Below are 16,173 nucleotides of genomic sequence, written 5' to 3' on the forward strand. Positions count from 1 at the left end.
AGCGGCTACCCCGGGAGGATAGCCGCACGACAAGTACAAGAACAGCCGCTTACTCGCGCGCAACGCCCTTGCGGCCAGCGAGTTTTCCATCCATATCCCCCAGCACGTAGGCGACGACGGAGAGCATGGCAGTATTGCGCTTGAACGAGTCGGGATCGACCTTATCCAGCGTGTCGGCCTCGGTGTGGTGCCAGTCGAAGTAGTGTTCGCCCACCGTTCGCGGGCTGAGCGCAGGCACGCCCTCGGCAACGATCGGCCCAATGTCGGAGCCTCCACCGCCGGGCGACACTGTATCGGTCTCGATGGAACCCAGCAGCGAGGCGATATCGCGCAGGCAGACGAAGGACTGCTTCTCCTCGTCCGACAGCGAGCTCTCATCGAAGGCAGGCCGAGCGGGAGGCGGCGTAGCCGCTCCCACAGCAGGAGGTGCGGGACGCCGAGCACCACCGAATCCCCCATAGCCGATGCCGAGCGGCTTCTCTGCGCCGCCGTCCATCTCGATGGCCGCGACCTGATCGCCGATCTTATCGCCGATCCACTGCCGGTAAGCCCGTCCACCCGCTCCGCCATTCTCCTCATTCACCCAGAAGACGATGCGGATGGTGCGCTTCGGCTTCAAGCCGAGCTTGTGAATCAGCGAGACAGCTTCGAAGGTGGCCATGATGCCCGAGCCATCGTCCTGCGCGCCTTGCCCGACATCCCATGAGTCGATATGTCCGCCAAGAACGACGACCTGCTCCGGATGCTCGGAACCGACGATCTCGCCGATGACGTTTCCGGCCTTCACCTCAGGTTCCGTATGCGCGTCCATCTCCAGGTGCACCTGCACCGGGCCTTCCTTCGCCAGCCGCTCGATCAGCAGAGCATCTTCAACACTGATAGCCGCGGAGGGAATCTTCGTCTGCTTCTCGTCGTAGCGTAGCGTCCCGGTGTGAGGAATCTGCATCGCAAGCCCGGTGGCCGAACGCACCAGCACTGCCGCCGCTCCCTTGGCTGCCGCGCGCCCCTGACTGCCGGTGCGATACATCGAGCCGACGCCATAGCCGTGCCAGCCGGGGTTGAAGACGACGATCTTTCCTTTGACCTGGTCGTTCGAGAGCGCATCCAACTCCGCGAAGTCATGCACGAAAACAACGGGAGCGGTGATGCCCCCTTTCGGCGTGCCCACGCTCATGCCAAGGCCGAGCATGTGCAGCGGCTTGGTGATCGTCCCTGCCTCGCCCTTGTAGGTAATCGTCGCGGATTCATTCCCGCGCACCCAGTGCGGAACCATCACCGGCTGAATCTGCACATTCTGCAGACCGGCCTTCTTCATCAGCTCGGCTCCCCACTCGACTGCGGTGTTGAGCTGCGGGCTTCCGCTCAGGCGTTTGCCGATGTGATCGGTGAGATAAGCGAGATGGGCGTATCCCTCATCGTCAGCCATGGCGGCCTGAAGAATCTTGTCGGCATCCGTCTTGTACTTCGCGGCTAGCGGTCCTGGAACCGCGGACATCGCGACAGGACGCTCACCGGGAGCTCCCATCTGTGCAAGGCTCATCTGCGCGGACAGCAACGCAGCTCCCGTTACAAACAAAACAAAACACTTCATCGAAAAACTCTCCTGTTTCTTCAGAACGGTTCGGAACAGTCGTAACAAAAATACAGGCTGAGAACGGAGTCCGCTCTCAGCCTGCGTCTTAGGAGTTGCGATTCATTCGAGGCTTAGAAGAGGATCTTCGCCGCGAACTGCACGTTGAACGGCTCGCCCGAACCCAGTCCCGGAGCTCCAGCATTGTCGCCCACGGTAGTGGTTGAACGGCCGAAGTTCGCGGTACCAAAGCTGCCGCTGGAATTCGCCAGATTCAGACGGTTGAAGATGTTGAACATCTCCGCACGGAGCTGAAGCTTCAGATTCTCATGCAGCGTGGTGTTCTTGATCAGCGAGGCATCGACGGTTCCAAAGCCAGGGCCATAGACCGAGTTACGCTGCGTCGGGCTGAAGGTTCCCTTGGCAGGCAGGGCATAGGCTGACGTTGCGAACCATTGCACAAAACCTGTGCCGCTGGAGTTGCGCTGGAAAGAACGGCTCACGTTCTTAGGATTGCCAACCATCGTCGCGCGATCCTGGAACTCTCCTACACCTGAGTTGTTGGCACTCGTTTTGACGTTGATCGGCTTGCCGGTATAGAAGGTCATGAAGCTATTGGCCTCCCAACCTTCCGTCAACCGCTTGAAGCGAGTGCCGAAGCTCGGGATCTCGTACACGATGTAGCCATTGAACGTATGCCGGTTGTCGAAGTCGGCATTGCCGTACTCTGCAGCCAGGTTTCGCGAATCCTGCGGAGCAAAGCCGCGGGTTCCGGAGACGTTGTCGAGCGCGTGGCCGTAGGTGTAAGAACCCTGTGCCGTGAGCCCGTGGAAGCCGCTGGTACGAACCATCGCCTGCAGCGAATTGTAGTTCGCTCCGGCGCTCGATTCATACTGATTGATCGCCGCGAACGTCGGGAACTGCGCGTTGTAAGGACGGGTACTCTGCTGCGTGGAGCCGGTTGCATTCGGCGCGGCCTGGTTGATGTCGCGCAGATTGAAGAGATGACGGCTCACCGAACCGACATAGCCAATCTGAACAATTGTGTTGCGGCTCAGCTGATACTCCGTGTTGAGATTGAAGTTCTGGAGATACGCGTTCTTGAAGTTGGAAGAGACCGTCGAGACACCGAAGGTCGCACCGGATGTCGGAGACGAAGGAAGAGGATCCTGATTGGTCACAATTGCATACGGAGCCGACTTCGACACCGTGAAGACCGGGTTCGGTCCGGCATCATTCGCCTGAACACCGGCTGAGGCGCCGTTACCAGGGCGATTGTCGAAGAAGCCGTTCAGATTCGGCAGGTCAAAGAACAATCCATAGGTTCCGCGAACTACCAGCTTGTCCGTAACCTTCTCGCTGAAGCCCAAGCGTGGCGAGACGTTGGTGTATCGGCGCGGATAGAGCGTGTCGACATCAGTACCCACAACGGCGTACCCCGTCGGAGAGTTCGGATTGAAGTTCGACAGAGTTCCATTGGTTGAATACACCGGGCCGGAGTAGTCCCAGCGAATGCCATAGTTCAGCGTCAGGGTATTGCTGACCTGGTACTGATCCTGCGCGAAGATATCCCATTGATTGACGTACAGGTCACGCTGCAGCTGGCCGCGCGCGATGCTACCCGCGGACGAATAACCGGCCAGGAAGTCAGCCAGCGTACGAACGGACAAGTCGGTTGGGCTGGACTCCTGCGAGGCGTCATTCACGTAGGAAGTCGGACCGGTCCCGGTTGCGGGAAGGAGAGACGAGGATTGTCCATTGAAGGTGAACGATCCGCGGATGTTGCGCTGATAAAGCAGGTTCATGTAGTTCCGGCGGAACTCGCCACCGAAACGGAACTGATGCTTTCCGTAAACGTAGGTCGCCGTATCGGTGAGGTGACCGGTATAGTCCTGCCGGCCAAGAGGAGGAGTAACGCCGACCTGATCGAACGGAGTCATGGTAATCGTCGGAGCTCCGAACAGACTGGGCGAGGTGACACCCGTATTCAATCCGAGCGCGGGGATGTTCTGGTTGTGAACGTTGTCGTTGAAGGTCTGTCCGAAGTAGTTCACACCGGCCAGCGCCTGATTCGACAGGTGGTTGTTGATCATCCAGTTGTGGGTTACGGCGTAGTTGTGCACGTGGGTCGGCGCAAGCTGGTAGTACTCATAAATGTTCGTGCCCGCGTTGCCCAGCTGGCGGCCCGAGCCGATAAAGGCGCGCGCCGAAAGCGTCTGCTTGGAGTTGATGTTCCAATCGATCTTGCCCACAACGTTGTCGCTATAGCCGTTCTGCGGACGAGTATCGAGGATATTGTTCGGCGTCGCAGATCCTGGCTTGTTGCCGTAAGGCCATAGTGCCGTCAGCAGGTTCATCGACGTCTGGCTGACCGGGACATTGTGTGCGCGAAGCAGCGTCGTAGCTTTGTTCACCCACTGATCGGTCGGCTCGGTCGCTGCCGACTGCGCGCCGATGATGTACTTCTGGTGCTCGTAGTTCAAAAACATGAACAGCTTGTCGCGCTTGATCGGACCGCCAACCGAGGCGCCCCACTGGTTGTTGCGAATCTTCGGTGTGCGGGCCGTGGGCGCAAGGAAGGCGCTCTTCGAAGCAAAGAACTCGTTGCGGAAGTAGTAGTACGCACTGCCATGGAAGCTGTTGGTGCCGCTCTTGACCACCATGTTGATCAGGCCGCCGCCGTTGCGTCCCACCTCGGCGTTGCCCTGCGACTGCACGGAGAACTGATCGATCGCTTCGATCGGCAGCGTTACACCGGCCACGCCCGAGACGCCGCCCTGATTGGCTCCCTGCGAGTTGTGGAAGATGTCGTTGTTATCGACGCCATCGATCTGCCAGTTGTTCTGGTTGGTGCGGGCTCCGTTCACCGAACCGGCGCCGTTGACGCCGGGCGTGATCTTGATCAGCTGCGTAAAGTCGCGGCCATTCAGCGGAATATTGGTAACTGCCTTCTCCGGAACAACAGATGTATTCGTCGTAGAAAGCGTGTCGACTGCAACCGCATCGGCGTTCACTTCAACCTGCTCGGCCGTCGACGCTACACCCATCTTGATCTCGAGCGCATAGACCTGACCGGGACGAACTGCGATATGGTCCACCTTGTGCGAGGAGAAACCTGTGGAGGTCACTTCCACGCTATAGTCGCCAAGCGGAAGGTCCTGGAAGCTGTAGTCTCCGGAGCTGGTTGTGATCATCTCGCGCTTGAAACCGGTTTCGGTTCCGGTAAGGGAGACCCTGGCACTGGGAATCGCAGCGCCACTGGAATCCTGCACGGTTCCGGCAATTCCACCGCGGAAGGTCTGAGCGGTCAGGAGCGGTGTCATCGTAGACACAAGCACCAGGAGAAAGAGATAGATGTACCTCTGGAGCGACTTCATGGTAGGGCTCTCCTAATAAACACGTTTATCTGGGAAAAATGAAACGGGGGACGCAGGGTCTCAACGATAGATAGACACACGGTTCCCAATCGAGGGGAGAACTACTTAGTACATCGTCGCGGATGCACAGGTACCGGGCCGTTTTTCATGTGGATGTTTATTAAACTAACTTTAAAAGTCCCGGTTGACAAGGTTTCTCTATGGCAAACCATGATAAGAAACGTGGCCAGCCGCACCTTCACGAATACCCCTTTCGCCCTGAATTGATGCGGATTAATCGCCAATGTAGATGTAAGTACGGAGTCCAATAGGTTTAGAAGGTTACCCGGCACAGGCAGAATCGCCCGGCGTTTCCTCTCCCTGATCCCAGGCATTTAGCATCGACAGGTAAGCCGGCTCAGAAATCCCGGGTCCGCGATCTTCGAATATGCCGATTTCCTTCCCTTCTCTTCAGCTGCGATCCGCTATCCTCGCAATCTCCTTCGCCCTCGTTCCCGTAACCCATGCGCAGATGCTCGCGCGGCCCGGATGGGCCGGATCGGGCATGAACGCCGCTCCGTGGTGGAAGCACGCGGTGATCTATCGGGCCGATCCTCACAGCTTCGGTGGACTGCACGGCATGGCGGAGCATCTCGACTACATTCACTCGCTCGGCGTCGATGCCCTGCTGCTGACCTCCCTGGGAGGAGATGCAAAGCAGCCCCTCGACCCTTCCATCGGAACGATCGACGACGTGGAAGAGATCGTGCGTCGAGCGAGCCAGGACAACATCCGCGTTCTGGTGGAGCTCGATGGAACCTCCGCCGATCTAGGAGCGCTGGCGCGACTTTGGCTGGTCCACGGAGTCGCCGGCTTCTATGCCGCGAAGGCAAACTCTGCCCAGCTCGGCGAGCTGCGCAAATCCGCCGGAAGCTTCGCCGGCCAGCGCATCGTGATCGGCGAGCTCGATGCAGCAAGCGGCGCGGATGCTCCCCAGCTCGTCGCCGATCCCAGCCCCGGAACTCAGGAGAAGCTGGCCCCAGCGGCGATTCGTCCTGCTCTAGAGACTGCGCAGCAACTGGCCGATGCAGGAAAGAGCGTTCCGCTGTTGCTGTCGGATGGTCCCACTCTGAAGCGCAGCATGAGCCGTTACGGAGACGGCACGCATGATGTCGAGATCGCAAAATCCATTGCGGCGATGCTGATGACCACGCGCGCCGCGACCATGCTCTACGCCGGCCAGGAGCTTGGCCTGGTAGATGGTGTCGGCGAGCTCTCCTTCGCCACACCCGGCAAAGGCGAGCAGGCGCCTGCGGGAAGCGTCGCTGCCGGAAACGCGAGCCCTTCTTCGCTGTTGAACTGGTATCGACAGCTCAGCGCGCTGAGTCACAGCAATCGCACCATAAACCTGGGCGCGATCTCCGTGCTCAATCACGACGACCAGAACGTCCTCGCCTGGGTTCGCAAACCATCGACAGCTACGCTGGCCACACCTGCAGTCGTGGTGATCGAGAACCTGTCCGCGCAGCCCGTGACCGTCTCGCTCAAAGCAGATATGCAGCGGCTGCATCTGAGAGGAAGCTTCCTGCGCACTCTGCTGCGGTCCGATACCGGCATGGGAGCAATGCATCTGGACGGGATGACGCTGGCGCCCTACTCCGTGTTCATCGGTGAGCTTCGATACTGAAAGCTCAGGACGACACTTCGTGGGCTATCAGGCTGGGTGAGCAGAGAGAAATTTTTTGTACTCTGCATCGAGCGACTTCATAAGCGACTCAACGTAGAAGAGCTGCCCGCCAAGGGTCTCGATCTTCTCCTTGATAGATGTAGCCTCGGCGCTGGTGGGATCGGGATCACCCTTTTTGCTGGAAAGGAAGGACCCGAGGCTGACGCTCGCATCGCGAACGGCCTGCACTTCAGCGGCGTCGAACTTGTCCTGGGTCGCGTAGATATCCGCGTACTCCTGCACCTCGGGATAGGGCATGTAGGAGAACGCCGTGGTGGTCTGGGCAGTCTTCCAGGCAGCATCGTTCAGACCGTGGACGCTAAAGGTGATCTCCATATTGGAGTCCTTCGGGGACTTGTGATTCTGGATGATGTATTTGAGAACCCTGACATCGTTTTCGAGCGCTGCCTGCTGCTTGTGCAGTTCGGCGAGGGCGTTCGCCATCGCTTTGGAGTTGTCCTGAATCTCAGTGCGCAGACTGGCTTCGGCCTCGTGCACAAGATGGCGGTAATGCGCTCGCTCGACGCAGCCCTCAAGCCCAAGAGCGATAAGCAGGCCAACGGTGATCGTGAAGAGATGGAGCAGGAAGTCGCGGATGCCGTGCATCGCGGAATGAGGAGGATGTACGTCGAGCACCAATGGACCTCGTCAAAAAGATTGGTGATTAGCGTAGCAGAGCGTATGCAGGAGTTTTATGCACTCGCGCGAAGGACTATCTCAAGCCGCCTTGCATCGAAGAAGGTGCATCCGCTATCCGGCGAAGAATCATTTCCACATCTTCCACAGAACACGCGTATTTCCACAGCAAAAATGCCTTGATTCGAATAATTTTCGGAGTAAAGTTCCTTTCATCGGAAGAGAGATCTTCCAGAAGGAGAGAGTAAACAAGGGCTATCGAGGGGTACCGGCAACGGGACTCAAAACCGAGCGGACAGGAAACTGGATGTTCGAGCGGTAGACCAAGAGAGCTCTTACAACAAAACGGAATAACGGAAACAGACGGGAAGGGCGGGTTTCGGCTCGCCTGTACCGGACCAATCCGGGATACCAAAGCGTTGTGATTCGGTTCCGAACCGGATCTTCGAAAATCGGAAAGACAGGGCGGTCTCCCGCAAGAGAGATCGTCCTTCTCTTTTTTACGATGAGGCTGCTCGCCGATGGATCTGGTCGCGCTGTGCGACCATTAACCAATGGCTAAAGAAAGCACGGATCGCATTCCCCAGGCATTGCCCGAAAAAGTGAAGGTACCTGGACCCGCTGTTGTTGTAACCCGAAGAGCCGCGGATCGCCTGCGCGCCGGGCATCTATGGGTTTACCGCACAGACGCCGCATCGCTGATCCCACGCGAAGGCGAAGAGGATCTCGCCCCAGGCTCACTCGTGACCGTGGTGGATGGGCGCGGAATCCCTCTGGGATCGGGACTCTACAGCTCGGCCTCGCAGATCGCCGTCCGCATCACAGGCAGCGAGCCGGGACTGACGCGCGAGGCCTATCTCAACGATGTCCGGGAACGCCTCGTCTCCGCCCTGAAGCTGCGCGCCGAGCTTGCGCCACCGTCTGACACGGACGACTCCTGCCGGCTGGTCTTCGCCGAGGCAGATAACCTGCCGGGAATCGTGGCGGACCGCTACAACGATCTTGTGATCCTGCAACTGCTCACGCAGGGCACCGCGCAGGAGGATCTTCGCGAGATACTGGCCGCAACTCTCCGCGAACACCTCTCCGGCACTCTCACCGCCATCATCGAGCGTCCCGACCCAAGAATTCGCGAGCTCGAAGAACTGGCCGCACCTTCGACCGCGCCATTGTGGAGCCAGGGAGAGGCAAACCTGACAACGGTGTTCACCATCAATGGCATCCGCTTCCATTACGACGCCACCTCAGGACAGAAGACCGGCGCGTTCCTCGACCAGCGGCTGAACTATGCCGCCGCCGCGCATCATGCTCACGGAAGCGCCCTCGATATCTGCACCTACCAGGGCGGCTTCGCTCTGCATCTGGCCCAACGCTGCGATGTCGTCACCGGCGTGGATGCAAGCCTTACCGCGCTTGAAGTAGCGGATCGCAATCTCAGCCTGAATCCCGGCCTCAAGGCCCAGGTCGACTGGATCGAAGCCGACGCTTTCGAGCTGCTGCGGGAGTATGAAGCCACAGGTCAGAAGTTCGACACCATCGTTCTCGATCCGCCCGCCTTTGCAAAGTCCAAACGAGCCGTCGACGGAGCGCTGCGTGGATACAAGGAGATGAACCTGCGCGCCATCAGGATGCTGAATCCGGGCGGCACGCTCGTCACCTGCTCCTGCTCACACCACGTCGGGCGCGAAGAGTTTGTGGGAGTCGTGGCAGCCGCCGCCTCCGATGCGCGAAGACGCGTACAGGTCCTCGAAGTGCGGGGAGCGGCCCCGGATCATCCCGAGATCCTGACCCTGCCCGAGACCGCGTATCTGAAATGCCTCATCTGCCGGGTGCACTAGCAGGCACCACTCCACGTCATTGCACAAGCGGACACTACTTACTCGCCATTGCACGAGCAGCCCACCACACCTAACCCCATAAACGTCATTCCGAGCGAGCGCAGCGAGCCGAGGAATCCCTGTATTTCGCTCATGCCGTCACAAATGCCGAAGGCATAAATCCATCTCACCCCCGAGCGCAGCCCGAAACCACAGGTTCAGCATCCCCTGAGCCGAATCACGGCTTCATTACCAGCTCAACATCCTCAATCCCCAGCTTCCGCCCATCCGCGCTGCGCACAACAAGCTCCGCCAGGGGCCTGTGGTTCTTCGCGTCGATCAGCTCGGAGTGATCCTCTCCCTTACCGAACATGTGCTTCTCCCCCCACTGCCGCAGTGCCACCATCGTCGGCAGCAGATCAGCGCCCTTCTCCGTCACCTCGTACTCGCTGTAGGCGCTACCGTCCGATGCCGGAACCAGGCGCAGAATCCCAAACTCCACCAGCCGCTTTAGCCGCGCCGCCAGAATGTTCTTCGCCATTCCCAGCCTGCGTTCGAACTCTGAGAATCGCTTCACCCCCAGCATCGCATCGCGAACAATCAGCAGCGACCACCACTCCCCCACCACATCCAGCGACCGGGCCACCGGGCAAATACTGCTTTGATTGGACTTGTGCTTCATAATCCCCTCACGAAACAGTGTATCAAAACTAGTTGCATCTTGAAACCACATTCCACATCCAAAGTATGGCTGCAAAGATTTGGCCAGGACTTTTGAGAAAGAGGAATCAGGATGAGACTCGAAGGCAAAAAGGCATTCATCACCGGCGGCAACAGTGGGATCGGACTGGCAACGGCAAAGCTTTTTATCGACGAAGGAGCAGAAGTCGTCATTACCGGTCGTAATCAGCAGACCCTCGATGAGGCGCTCAAGCTGCTTGGGCCGAAAGCGCACGGCTTCCGCGCAGAGATTACCGATTCGGCCGCGCGCAAAGATGCTTTCAAAAACGCTGCGGAGAAGTTTGGAAAGTTCGATATCGTCTTCGCCAACGCCGGCATTCCCGGCAATACTCCCGCAGGCTCGGCCTCTGAGGAGCTCTTCCGTCAGATCATCGATATCAATCTCACCTCCGTCTTCTTCACGGTCGAAGACTCGCTTCCCTACCTGAACGACGGCGCCTCCATCATTCTCAACGGATCGGTCATCGGAACCCTGGGCCAGCCCGGCTACGCCGCCTACGCGGCTACCAAGGCCGGAGTCCGCGCCCTCGCCCGCTCCCTGGCAGCCGATCTCTCCCCGCGCGGCATCCGGGTCAACGTAGTCGCCCCGGGAGCCACCAAAACTCCTATCTGGTCTCGTAACGATTCGCGTACGACAGAGCAGGTCTCCGGCCTCGATCAACAGTTCTCGAAGCTGATTCCTCTGGGTCGCATGGGCGAAGCCCAGGAGATCGCAAAGGCCGTCCTCTTCCTGGCCTCCGACGACTCCTCCTACGTCCAGGGCGTCGAGCTCTTCGTCGATGGCGGTCTCACAGGAACCCCCTTCGGTGGCCCCGGAGCCCGTGGTTGATCCATCTCACCCTAGTCGGCCTGGGCAAAGCTCAGGCCGCCCTCAAAACCCCGGTGCTTGCCCTCACATAAACCCCTCGCCCCCACAAACGTCATTCCGAGCGAGCGCAGCGAGTCGAGAGCCTGCCCTGAGCGGAGTCGAATGGGAATCCCTGTATTTCTTCGCAGGATGCCAAATCCAGTTCTCGACCAGGTTGAGGCACCTCTCGCCGGAGAGACTGCAACAGGTCCCGTCAATCTCTGTCAAGTCGCAATCGCATCTAAATCTAACAATCCAAACAAGATCGCGACTGCCGATCAGTTCCATCCTTAGGCCTACAATAAAGAAAGAGAAAAAGAAAAGCCTTGAGACGAACTCTCAAGGCTTTATCTCTTTAAATCGATTGTTTGCAATACTTTGACTGCAAGTCCTTCTTTTGCAAGACTTTGCAAACTTAGTCCGAGCCTAAGCCATTACAGATGAAGACTTTGCACCAAATCGATACCAGGGGGCCCTAGACCAGCTTCGCGTCCAGGGTGATCTCCGCCGCCTTCAGAACCTTCGAGACCGGGCAGCCGATTTCGGCGTTGTGGGCCAACTCGTCGAACTTCGCCTTGTCGATGTTCGGAATCTTTGACGTGTTGGTCAGGTGAATCTTGGTGATCGTCGGACCTTCGCCATGCAGGTCCAGCGTCAACACCGCCTTGGTCTCGATCGACTCCGGCTTGAATCCGGCCTCGGTGAGCTGGGCGCTCAGGGCCATGGTGAAGCAACCGGCATGCGCAGCTGCGATCAGCTCCTCCGGGTTGGTGCCCACGCCGTCGGCGAAGCGAGCCGCGAAGCTGTACTGCGTATCCTTGAGCGTGCCGCTCTGGGTCGAGATGGTGCCTTTACCCTCTTTGAGGGTGCCGTGCCAGATGGCGCTTGCGCTGCGATCCATGAAAGTTCTCCTTATTTGTTTCAACCGCTTTTCCGACGGTACATGATTCGATGCATCCTTGTCGGAACCTGGCGGTTGAAAATTCTGCAAACTGGGTTAGCCTTACGGAATGTCCAGGCTGGATTCAGTCATGAACGACTCCGCGGAGGAGCAGAGCACGGAACAATGCTCTCTGCCCGCGGAACATCACCAGGTCTACTGCCCGACCTGCTCCTCGCGCCTCGAGGACAGTCGCTGCAAGCTGGTCTGCCGCACCTGTGGATACTTTCTGAGCTGCGCGGATTTTTACTGAGCCGTCACGTGCCTGTGGCGTGAATAGCGCTCTGCGATCATCCTAAGAGACGGAATGGAATCCCAGCAGACCGCGGGAGCACCGGCACTCGAACCTGAAACCGCCACCCGGAGGCGAGGCAGCCGCTTCGCGCACGCATGGCGCGCCCTCAGGCATCGCAACTTCCGGCTCTACTTCACCGGCCAGAGCATCTCGCTGATCGGAACCTGGATCACCCGCATCGCCACCAGCTGGCTGGTCTATCGCCTCACCGGCTCTCCCTTCCTTCTGGGAGTCGTCGGCTTCGCCGGGCAAATTCCGACCTTCCTGCTGGCTCCCTTCGCGGGAGTGATCGTCGAGCGCATGGACCGCCGCAGGCTGCTGGTGTGGACCCAGGTGCTCGCCGGCATTCAGTCGCTCCTGCTGGCTACGCTCACTCTGGCCAAGGTGATCACGATCCACGAGATCCTCGCGCTCAGCATCTTCCAAGGCCTCATCAACGCCTTCGACATGCCAGGGCGCCAGTCCTTCCTGATCCAGATGGTGAGCAGCGAGGGAGAGAAGCCGGACAAGAGAGATCTAGGTAACGCCATCGCGCTCAACTCTTCGATCGTCAACCTCGCCCGGCTCATCGGCCCGGCGATCGCGGGCTTCATCATCGCGGCAGTGGGAGAAGGCTGGTGCTTCCTGATCGACGGAACCAGCTACATCGCCGTCGTCGCCTCCCTGCTGATGATGAGGGTTCCCCGCATCGCCAGCGAGCGGCCCACCGCCTCCATGCTGGGACAACTGAAAGAGGGATGGTCGTACGTCGTCGGCTTTCGGCCCATCCGCACCATTCTTACGCTCTTCGCCCTCATCAGCCTGATGGGAATGCCGTTCATGGTGCTGATGCCGATCTTCGCTGCGCAGGTGCTGCATGGCGGGCCGCATACGCTCGGCTTCCTCACCGGAGCCTCGGGAGTAGGCGCGCTGGCCTCTGCCATCTCGCTGGCGGTCCGCAAGTCAGTGCGCGGGCTGACGACGATGATCCAGGTCTCTGCCTTCTGTTTCGGCGGCGGCCTGATTCTCTTCGGGCTGTCACGAAGCCTCGCGCTCTCGCTGCTGGTGTTGCTTGTAACAGGCTTCGGCATGATGCAGGGGCTCGCTGCCAGCAACACCGTCATCCAGACACTGGTGCCCGAGGACAAACGCGGTCGCGTGATGAGCTACTACACGATGGCCTTCGTCGGAATGGCGCCCTTTGGAAGCCTCCTCGCCGGAGCACTGGCGCGTCGTTTCGGAGCGCCGCACACCGTCATCATCACCGGAAGCGCATGCGTTCTGGGAGGCATCTGGTTTACGACCCAGCTCCGAGCCGTGCGCCGCGTGATGAAGCCCATCTATATCGAGATGGGAATCCTTCCTGGAGCCGAACAGGCCACGGACGCATCCGAGCAGACTTTGTCAGGGAATTAGCCTCCTCTGGTATCGTCATCAGCGATGAGAAACAAATATTCGTCGTTGAAGAGGATCGGCAGAGTAACGCTGCGGCACGGAGCGCTGGCGCTGACGTTGGTGACCGCTGCAAGCGCCCGCGCACAGGTTCACGATGCAGTCGATTGGGTAAATCCGTACATCGGCACCGGCTCAGGGCCGATCGGTTACGGCGGAACCATGCCGTTCGTGACGCCACCGTTCGGCATGACCAACTGGACCGCACAGACGCGGCAGAACCGCCTGAGCGTCGTCTCGTACAAGTACGAGGACACGGTGATCCAGGGCTTCATGGGAACGCACCAGCCCGCGATCTGGATGGGTGATTACGGCTATGTAACGCTGGTCCCCCAGGTCGGCTCGCTGGCGACGACACCCGAGGCGCGGCAGATGCGCTTCACTCACGCGAACGAAATCACACGGCCCGATTACTACTCCGTCTGGATGACGGCGAAGGACGGCAGCCGCGTCCGAGCGGAGATGACCGCGACCGAGCGCTGCGCCTACATGCGCTTCACCTTTCCCAAAGGCGTGAGTGGACGCGTTTTGATGGAAGCCTCACGGCCTGGAGTCGCGGGCGAGGCGAAGATCGACGCAGGCAGTCACGAGCTGACCGGCTACAACCCCGATCGCACCGACCGCGGGCTTGGGCCGTTCGCACTGCCGAACTTCAAAGGCTACTTCGTCGTCGAGTTTCGCAAAGCGTGGCGTGATGCGAAGACATACGGAATGGACGGCGCAGGTTCGCACGGAGCGTATGCGGAGTTCAACTCCGGCGAGGTCGTCGAGGCGCGCGTAGGAACTTCGTTCCTCAGCGTCGAGCAGGCACGCGAGAATCTGCGCAAAGAGATTCCTGCGTGGGACTTCGACGGCGTACAGAAGAAGCTACGAGCCATGTGGAACGAGAAGCTGGGCCGCGTGAGCGTGGAAGGCGCAACCGTTGATCAGAAGAAGATCGTCTACACCGGCCTCTATCACGCTCTGCTGTATCCCCGCGTCTTCTCGGAGTACGGAAGGTATTACAGCGCCTTTGACGACAACGTTCACCAGGGCGAGTCGTACACGGCGTACTCGATCTGGGACACGTTCCGCGCAGAGAACAGCCTGATCACCCTGATGGCCCCGGAACGGGTGCCCGGCATGATCACCGCGCTGCTGCAGAACTACAAGGAAGGCGGGTGGATGCCAAAGTGGCCGAATCCGTCGTACACCAACATCATGATCGGCACCCACGCAGACTCGCTGGTAGCCGAAGCCATTGCGAAGGGTTTTACCGGCTTCGACCGTAAGACCGCGTGGGATGCGGTGTACAAAGACGCGATGACTCCGCCGGACGGCGACACGACGCGTCGCTGGCTGGACCGCGAGCCGCACACGCCTTACGAGGCGCGTGGGGGCCTCACCTACTACAAGCAGCTTGGCTACATTCCCACCGACAAGACCGATGAAGCCGCCTCACGCACCATCGAAGACAGCTACGACGACTGGTGTGTCGCTCAGGTGGCCAAGGCTCTGGGCCGGCAGAAGGACTACGAGTTCTTCCTCAAACGCTCCCTCAACTACAAGCATCTCTACAACCCTTCACTCGGCTTGATGAACGGCAAGACCTCCGACGGAAAGTGGGCTCCGATCGGCGGAGACCGCGACAACCCCACCAACCGCTCTGTCTCAGGCTGGACCGAGGGCGACGCGTGGGTCTACACCTGGGGCGCCTTCCACGACATCGCCGGCATCGTCGACCTGATGGGAGGAGCGGACAAGTACAACGCGAAGCTCGACCAGCACTTCGCCGGCAAGCACAACGTGCACGGCAACGAACCGAGCCATCACTACGGATATCTGTACGACTACAGCGGCCAGCCGTGGAAGACACAGGCGAAGGTGCGCGAGATCGCCAATGCCGAATACGCGAACCAGCCCTCGGGGATTGACGGCGACGACGACTGCGGACAGATGTCCGCGTGGTACCTGTTTACGGCGATGGGATTCTACCCGGTGAATCCCGCCAGCGGAGAGTACATGATCGGCAGCCCGATGTTTGGGAAGATGTCGCTGCGGCTGGCGAATGGAAAGACCTTTACGGTGGTGGCGAAGAACAACAGCGCCACAAATATGTATATCCAGTCGGCGGCGCTGAACGGAAAGGCGCTCAACGAGCCGGTGGTGCGCTACAGCGATATCATGCGGGGCTCGACGCTGGAGTTTGTGATGGGAGCAAAACCCTCGAAGTGGGCGAGCGAGTGGCGAGGGAAGGCCATTAAAGATTAATGGCACTGTCGATTTTCTGACCTTTCCTGCTCCCGGTTGACTACAATTTCGCCAGTTTTCCTGACTACGTTTTCCAGACTTCGAAAGATCGAGGATTCTGCATGAACAGCGTGCGTCATTATCCCCTGGCAATTATCGTTGCGACCCTCTGTTACTTCGGACTGGGGGCGGTGTGGTTCACGATGTTCCGCAGCGCGTGGCTGGAAGGAATCGGCCGCACGATGGAGCAGCTGCAGATGAGCGGCGTGAGTCCGGCGTTGGCCTATGGGATTGCTCTGATGATGACGCTCGCCCTGGCCTTGTTTCTTTCATGGCTGATCCAGGCGACAGGGCCGTTGACGATCGCGCGAGGAGTTCAGATTGCGGTGATCCTGTGGTTCTGCGTGGTCTTCGCCACCTTTGCGACCGAATATGCCTTCGAAGGTCGTGGAGTAAAGATCCTTGCCATCAACACAGGCTATTGCCTGGTAGGAATGATTCTGATGGGCGCGGTGCTGGGCGGATGGACGAAGAAGGTCGAGTGAAATTTGTCAGCTGCAGGTTCTGCGTTGACGCAGCTGACGT

At 59.3% G+C, this 16,173-nt stretch carries 11 protein-coding genes; 6 read left to right on the forward strand and 5 right to left on the reverse strand.

All coding sequences use genetic code 11. From position 1 onward, the window contains the following. Window positions 1-49 precede the first annotated feature (49 nt). Both AC5S26_RS01295 and AC5S26_RS01300 read right to left on the reverse strand, forming a co-directional pair. Complete coding sequence (locus AC5S26_RS01295; protein ID WP_494183035.1) at window positions 50-1,591, reverse strand: M20/M25/M40 family metallo-hydrolase; 1,542 nt, start codon at window positions 1,589-1,591, stop codon at window positions 50-52. 113 nt (window positions 1,592-1,704) lie between these two features. After that, window positions 1,705-4,947 carry a TonB-dependent receptor gene (locus AC5S26_RS01300; protein ID WP_494183036.1) on the reverse strand — a complete coding sequence of 1,081 codons (3,243 nt, stop codon included), beginning with the start codon at window positions 4,945-4,947 and terminating at the stop codon, window positions 1,705-1,707. Window positions 4,948-5,374: 427 nt separating this feature from the next. Between AC5S26_RS01300 and AC5S26_RS01305 the strand changes: the two genes are divergently transcribed. Further along, complete coding sequence (locus tag AC5S26_RS01305) at window positions 5,375-6,613, forward strand: hypothetical protein (RefSeq protein WP_494183037.1); 1,239 nt, start codon at window positions 5,375-5,377, stop codon at window positions 6,611-6,613. A 27-nt stretch (window positions 6,614-6,640) separates the two neighbouring features. On the opposite strand, the gene AC5S26_RS01310 is transcribed toward AC5S26_RS01305, so the two are convergent. Continuing rightward, complete coding sequence (locus AC5S26_RS01310; protein WP_494184592.1) at window positions 6,641-7,288, reverse strand: hypothetical protein; 648 nt, start codon at window positions 7,286-7,288, stop codon at window positions 6,641-6,643. A gap of 554 nt (window positions 7,289-7,842) precedes the next feature. Between AC5S26_RS01310 and AC5S26_RS01315 the strand changes: the two genes are divergently transcribed. Next, window positions 7,843-9,126 carry a class I SAM-dependent rRNA methyltransferase gene (locus tag AC5S26_RS01315; RefSeq protein ID WP_494183038.1) on the forward strand — a complete coding sequence of 428 codons (1,284 nt, stop codon included), beginning with the start codon at window positions 7,843-7,845 and terminating at the stop codon, window positions 9,124-9,126. A 217-nt stretch (window positions 9,127-9,343) separates the two neighbouring features. Here AC5S26_RS01315 and AC5S26_RS01320 read toward each other — a convergent pair whose 3' ends face one another. Next, on the reverse strand, window positions 9,344-9,787 hold the full coding sequence (locus tag AC5S26_RS01320) for a winged helix-turn-helix transcriptional regulator (RefSeq protein WP_494183039.1): 444 nt from the start codon (window positions 9,785-9,787) through the stop codon (window positions 9,344-9,346). Between the two features lie 111 nt (window positions 9,788-9,898). Between AC5S26_RS01320 and AC5S26_RS01325 the strand changes: the two genes are divergently transcribed. Beyond that, entirely contained in the window at window positions 9,899-10,675 is a 777-nt protein-coding gene (locus AC5S26_RS01325) for an SDR family NAD(P)-dependent oxidoreductase (protein WP_494183040.1), read from the forward strand. A gap of 493 nt (window positions 10,676-11,168) precedes the next feature. On the opposite strand, the gene AC5S26_RS01330 is transcribed toward AC5S26_RS01325, so the two are convergent. After that, window positions 11,169-11,594, reverse strand: coding sequence for an OsmC family protein (locus tag AC5S26_RS01330; RefSeq protein WP_494183041.1), 426 nt, complete (start codon window positions 11,592-11,594; stop codon window positions 11,169-11,171). 346 nt (window positions 11,595-11,940) lie between these two features. Between AC5S26_RS01330 and AC5S26_RS01335 the strand changes: the two genes are divergently transcribed. The 3 genes from AC5S26_RS01335 to AC5S26_RS01345 all read left to right on the forward strand — a co-directional run bounded on the left by AC5S26_RS01335 (window position 11,941) and on the right by AC5S26_RS01345 (window position 16,133). Beyond that, on the forward strand, window positions 11,941-13,323 hold the full coding sequence (locus AC5S26_RS01335; protein WP_494183042.1) for an MFS transporter: 1,383 nt from the start codon (window positions 11,941-11,943) through the stop codon (window positions 13,321-13,323). A 24-nt stretch (window positions 13,324-13,347) separates the two neighbouring features. Beyond that, window positions 13,348-15,609 carry a GH92 family glycosyl hydrolase gene (locus AC5S26_RS01340; protein ID WP_494183043.1) on the forward strand — a complete coding sequence of 754 codons (2,262 nt, stop codon included), beginning with the start codon at window positions 13,348-13,350 and terminating at the stop codon, window positions 15,607-15,609. Window positions 15,610-15,710: 101 nt separating this feature from the next. Then, window positions 15,711-16,133, forward strand: a complete 423-nt coding sequence (locus AC5S26_RS01345; protein WP_494183044.1) for a DUF1761 domain-containing protein — start codon at window positions 15,711-15,713, stop codon at window positions 16,131-16,133. Window positions 16,134-16,173: the final 40 nt, after the last annotated feature.

Source organism: Edaphobacter sp. FHG110511_03 (genome assembly GCF_059115365.1).

Coding starts and splice junctions, on each gene's coding strand:
- AC5S26_RS01295 (WP_494183035.1), bottom strand. CDS start 1,591: ATGAAGTGTTTTGTTTTGTTTGTAACGGGAGCTGCGTTGCTGTCCGCG.
- AC5S26_RS01300 (WP_494183036.1), bottom strand. CDS start 4,947: ATGAAGTCGCTCCAGAGGTACATCTATCTCTTTCTCCTGGTGCTTGTG.
- AC5S26_RS01305 (WP_494183037.1), top strand. CDS start 5,375: ATGCCGATTTCCTTCCCTTCTCTTCAGCTGCGATCCGCTATCCTCGCA.
- AC5S26_RS01315 (WP_494183038.1), top strand. CDS start 7,843: ATGGCTAAAGAAAGCACGGATCGCATTCCCCAGGCATTGCCCGAAAAA.
- AC5S26_RS01320 (WP_494183039.1), bottom strand. CDS start 9,787: ATGAAGCACAAGTCCAATCAAAGCAGTATTTGCCCGGTGGCCCGGTCG.
- AC5S26_RS01325 (WP_494183040.1), top strand. CDS start 9,899: ATGAGACTCGAAGGCAAAAAGGCATTCATCACCGGCGGCAACAGTGGG.
- AC5S26_RS01330 (WP_494183041.1), bottom strand. CDS start 11,594: ATGGATCGCAGCGCAAGCGCCATCTGGCACGGCACCCTCAAAGAGGGT.
- AC5S26_RS01335 (WP_494183042.1), top strand. CDS start 11,941: ATGGAATCCCAGCAGACCGCGGGAGCACCGGCACTCGAACCTGAAACC.
- AC5S26_RS01340 (WP_494183043.1), top strand. CDS start 13,348: ATGAGAAACAAATATTCGTCGTTGAAGAGGATCGGCAGAGTAACGCTG.
- AC5S26_RS01345 (WP_494183044.1), top strand. CDS start 15,711: ATGAACAGCGTGCGTCATTATCCCCTGGCAATTATCGTTGCGACCCTC.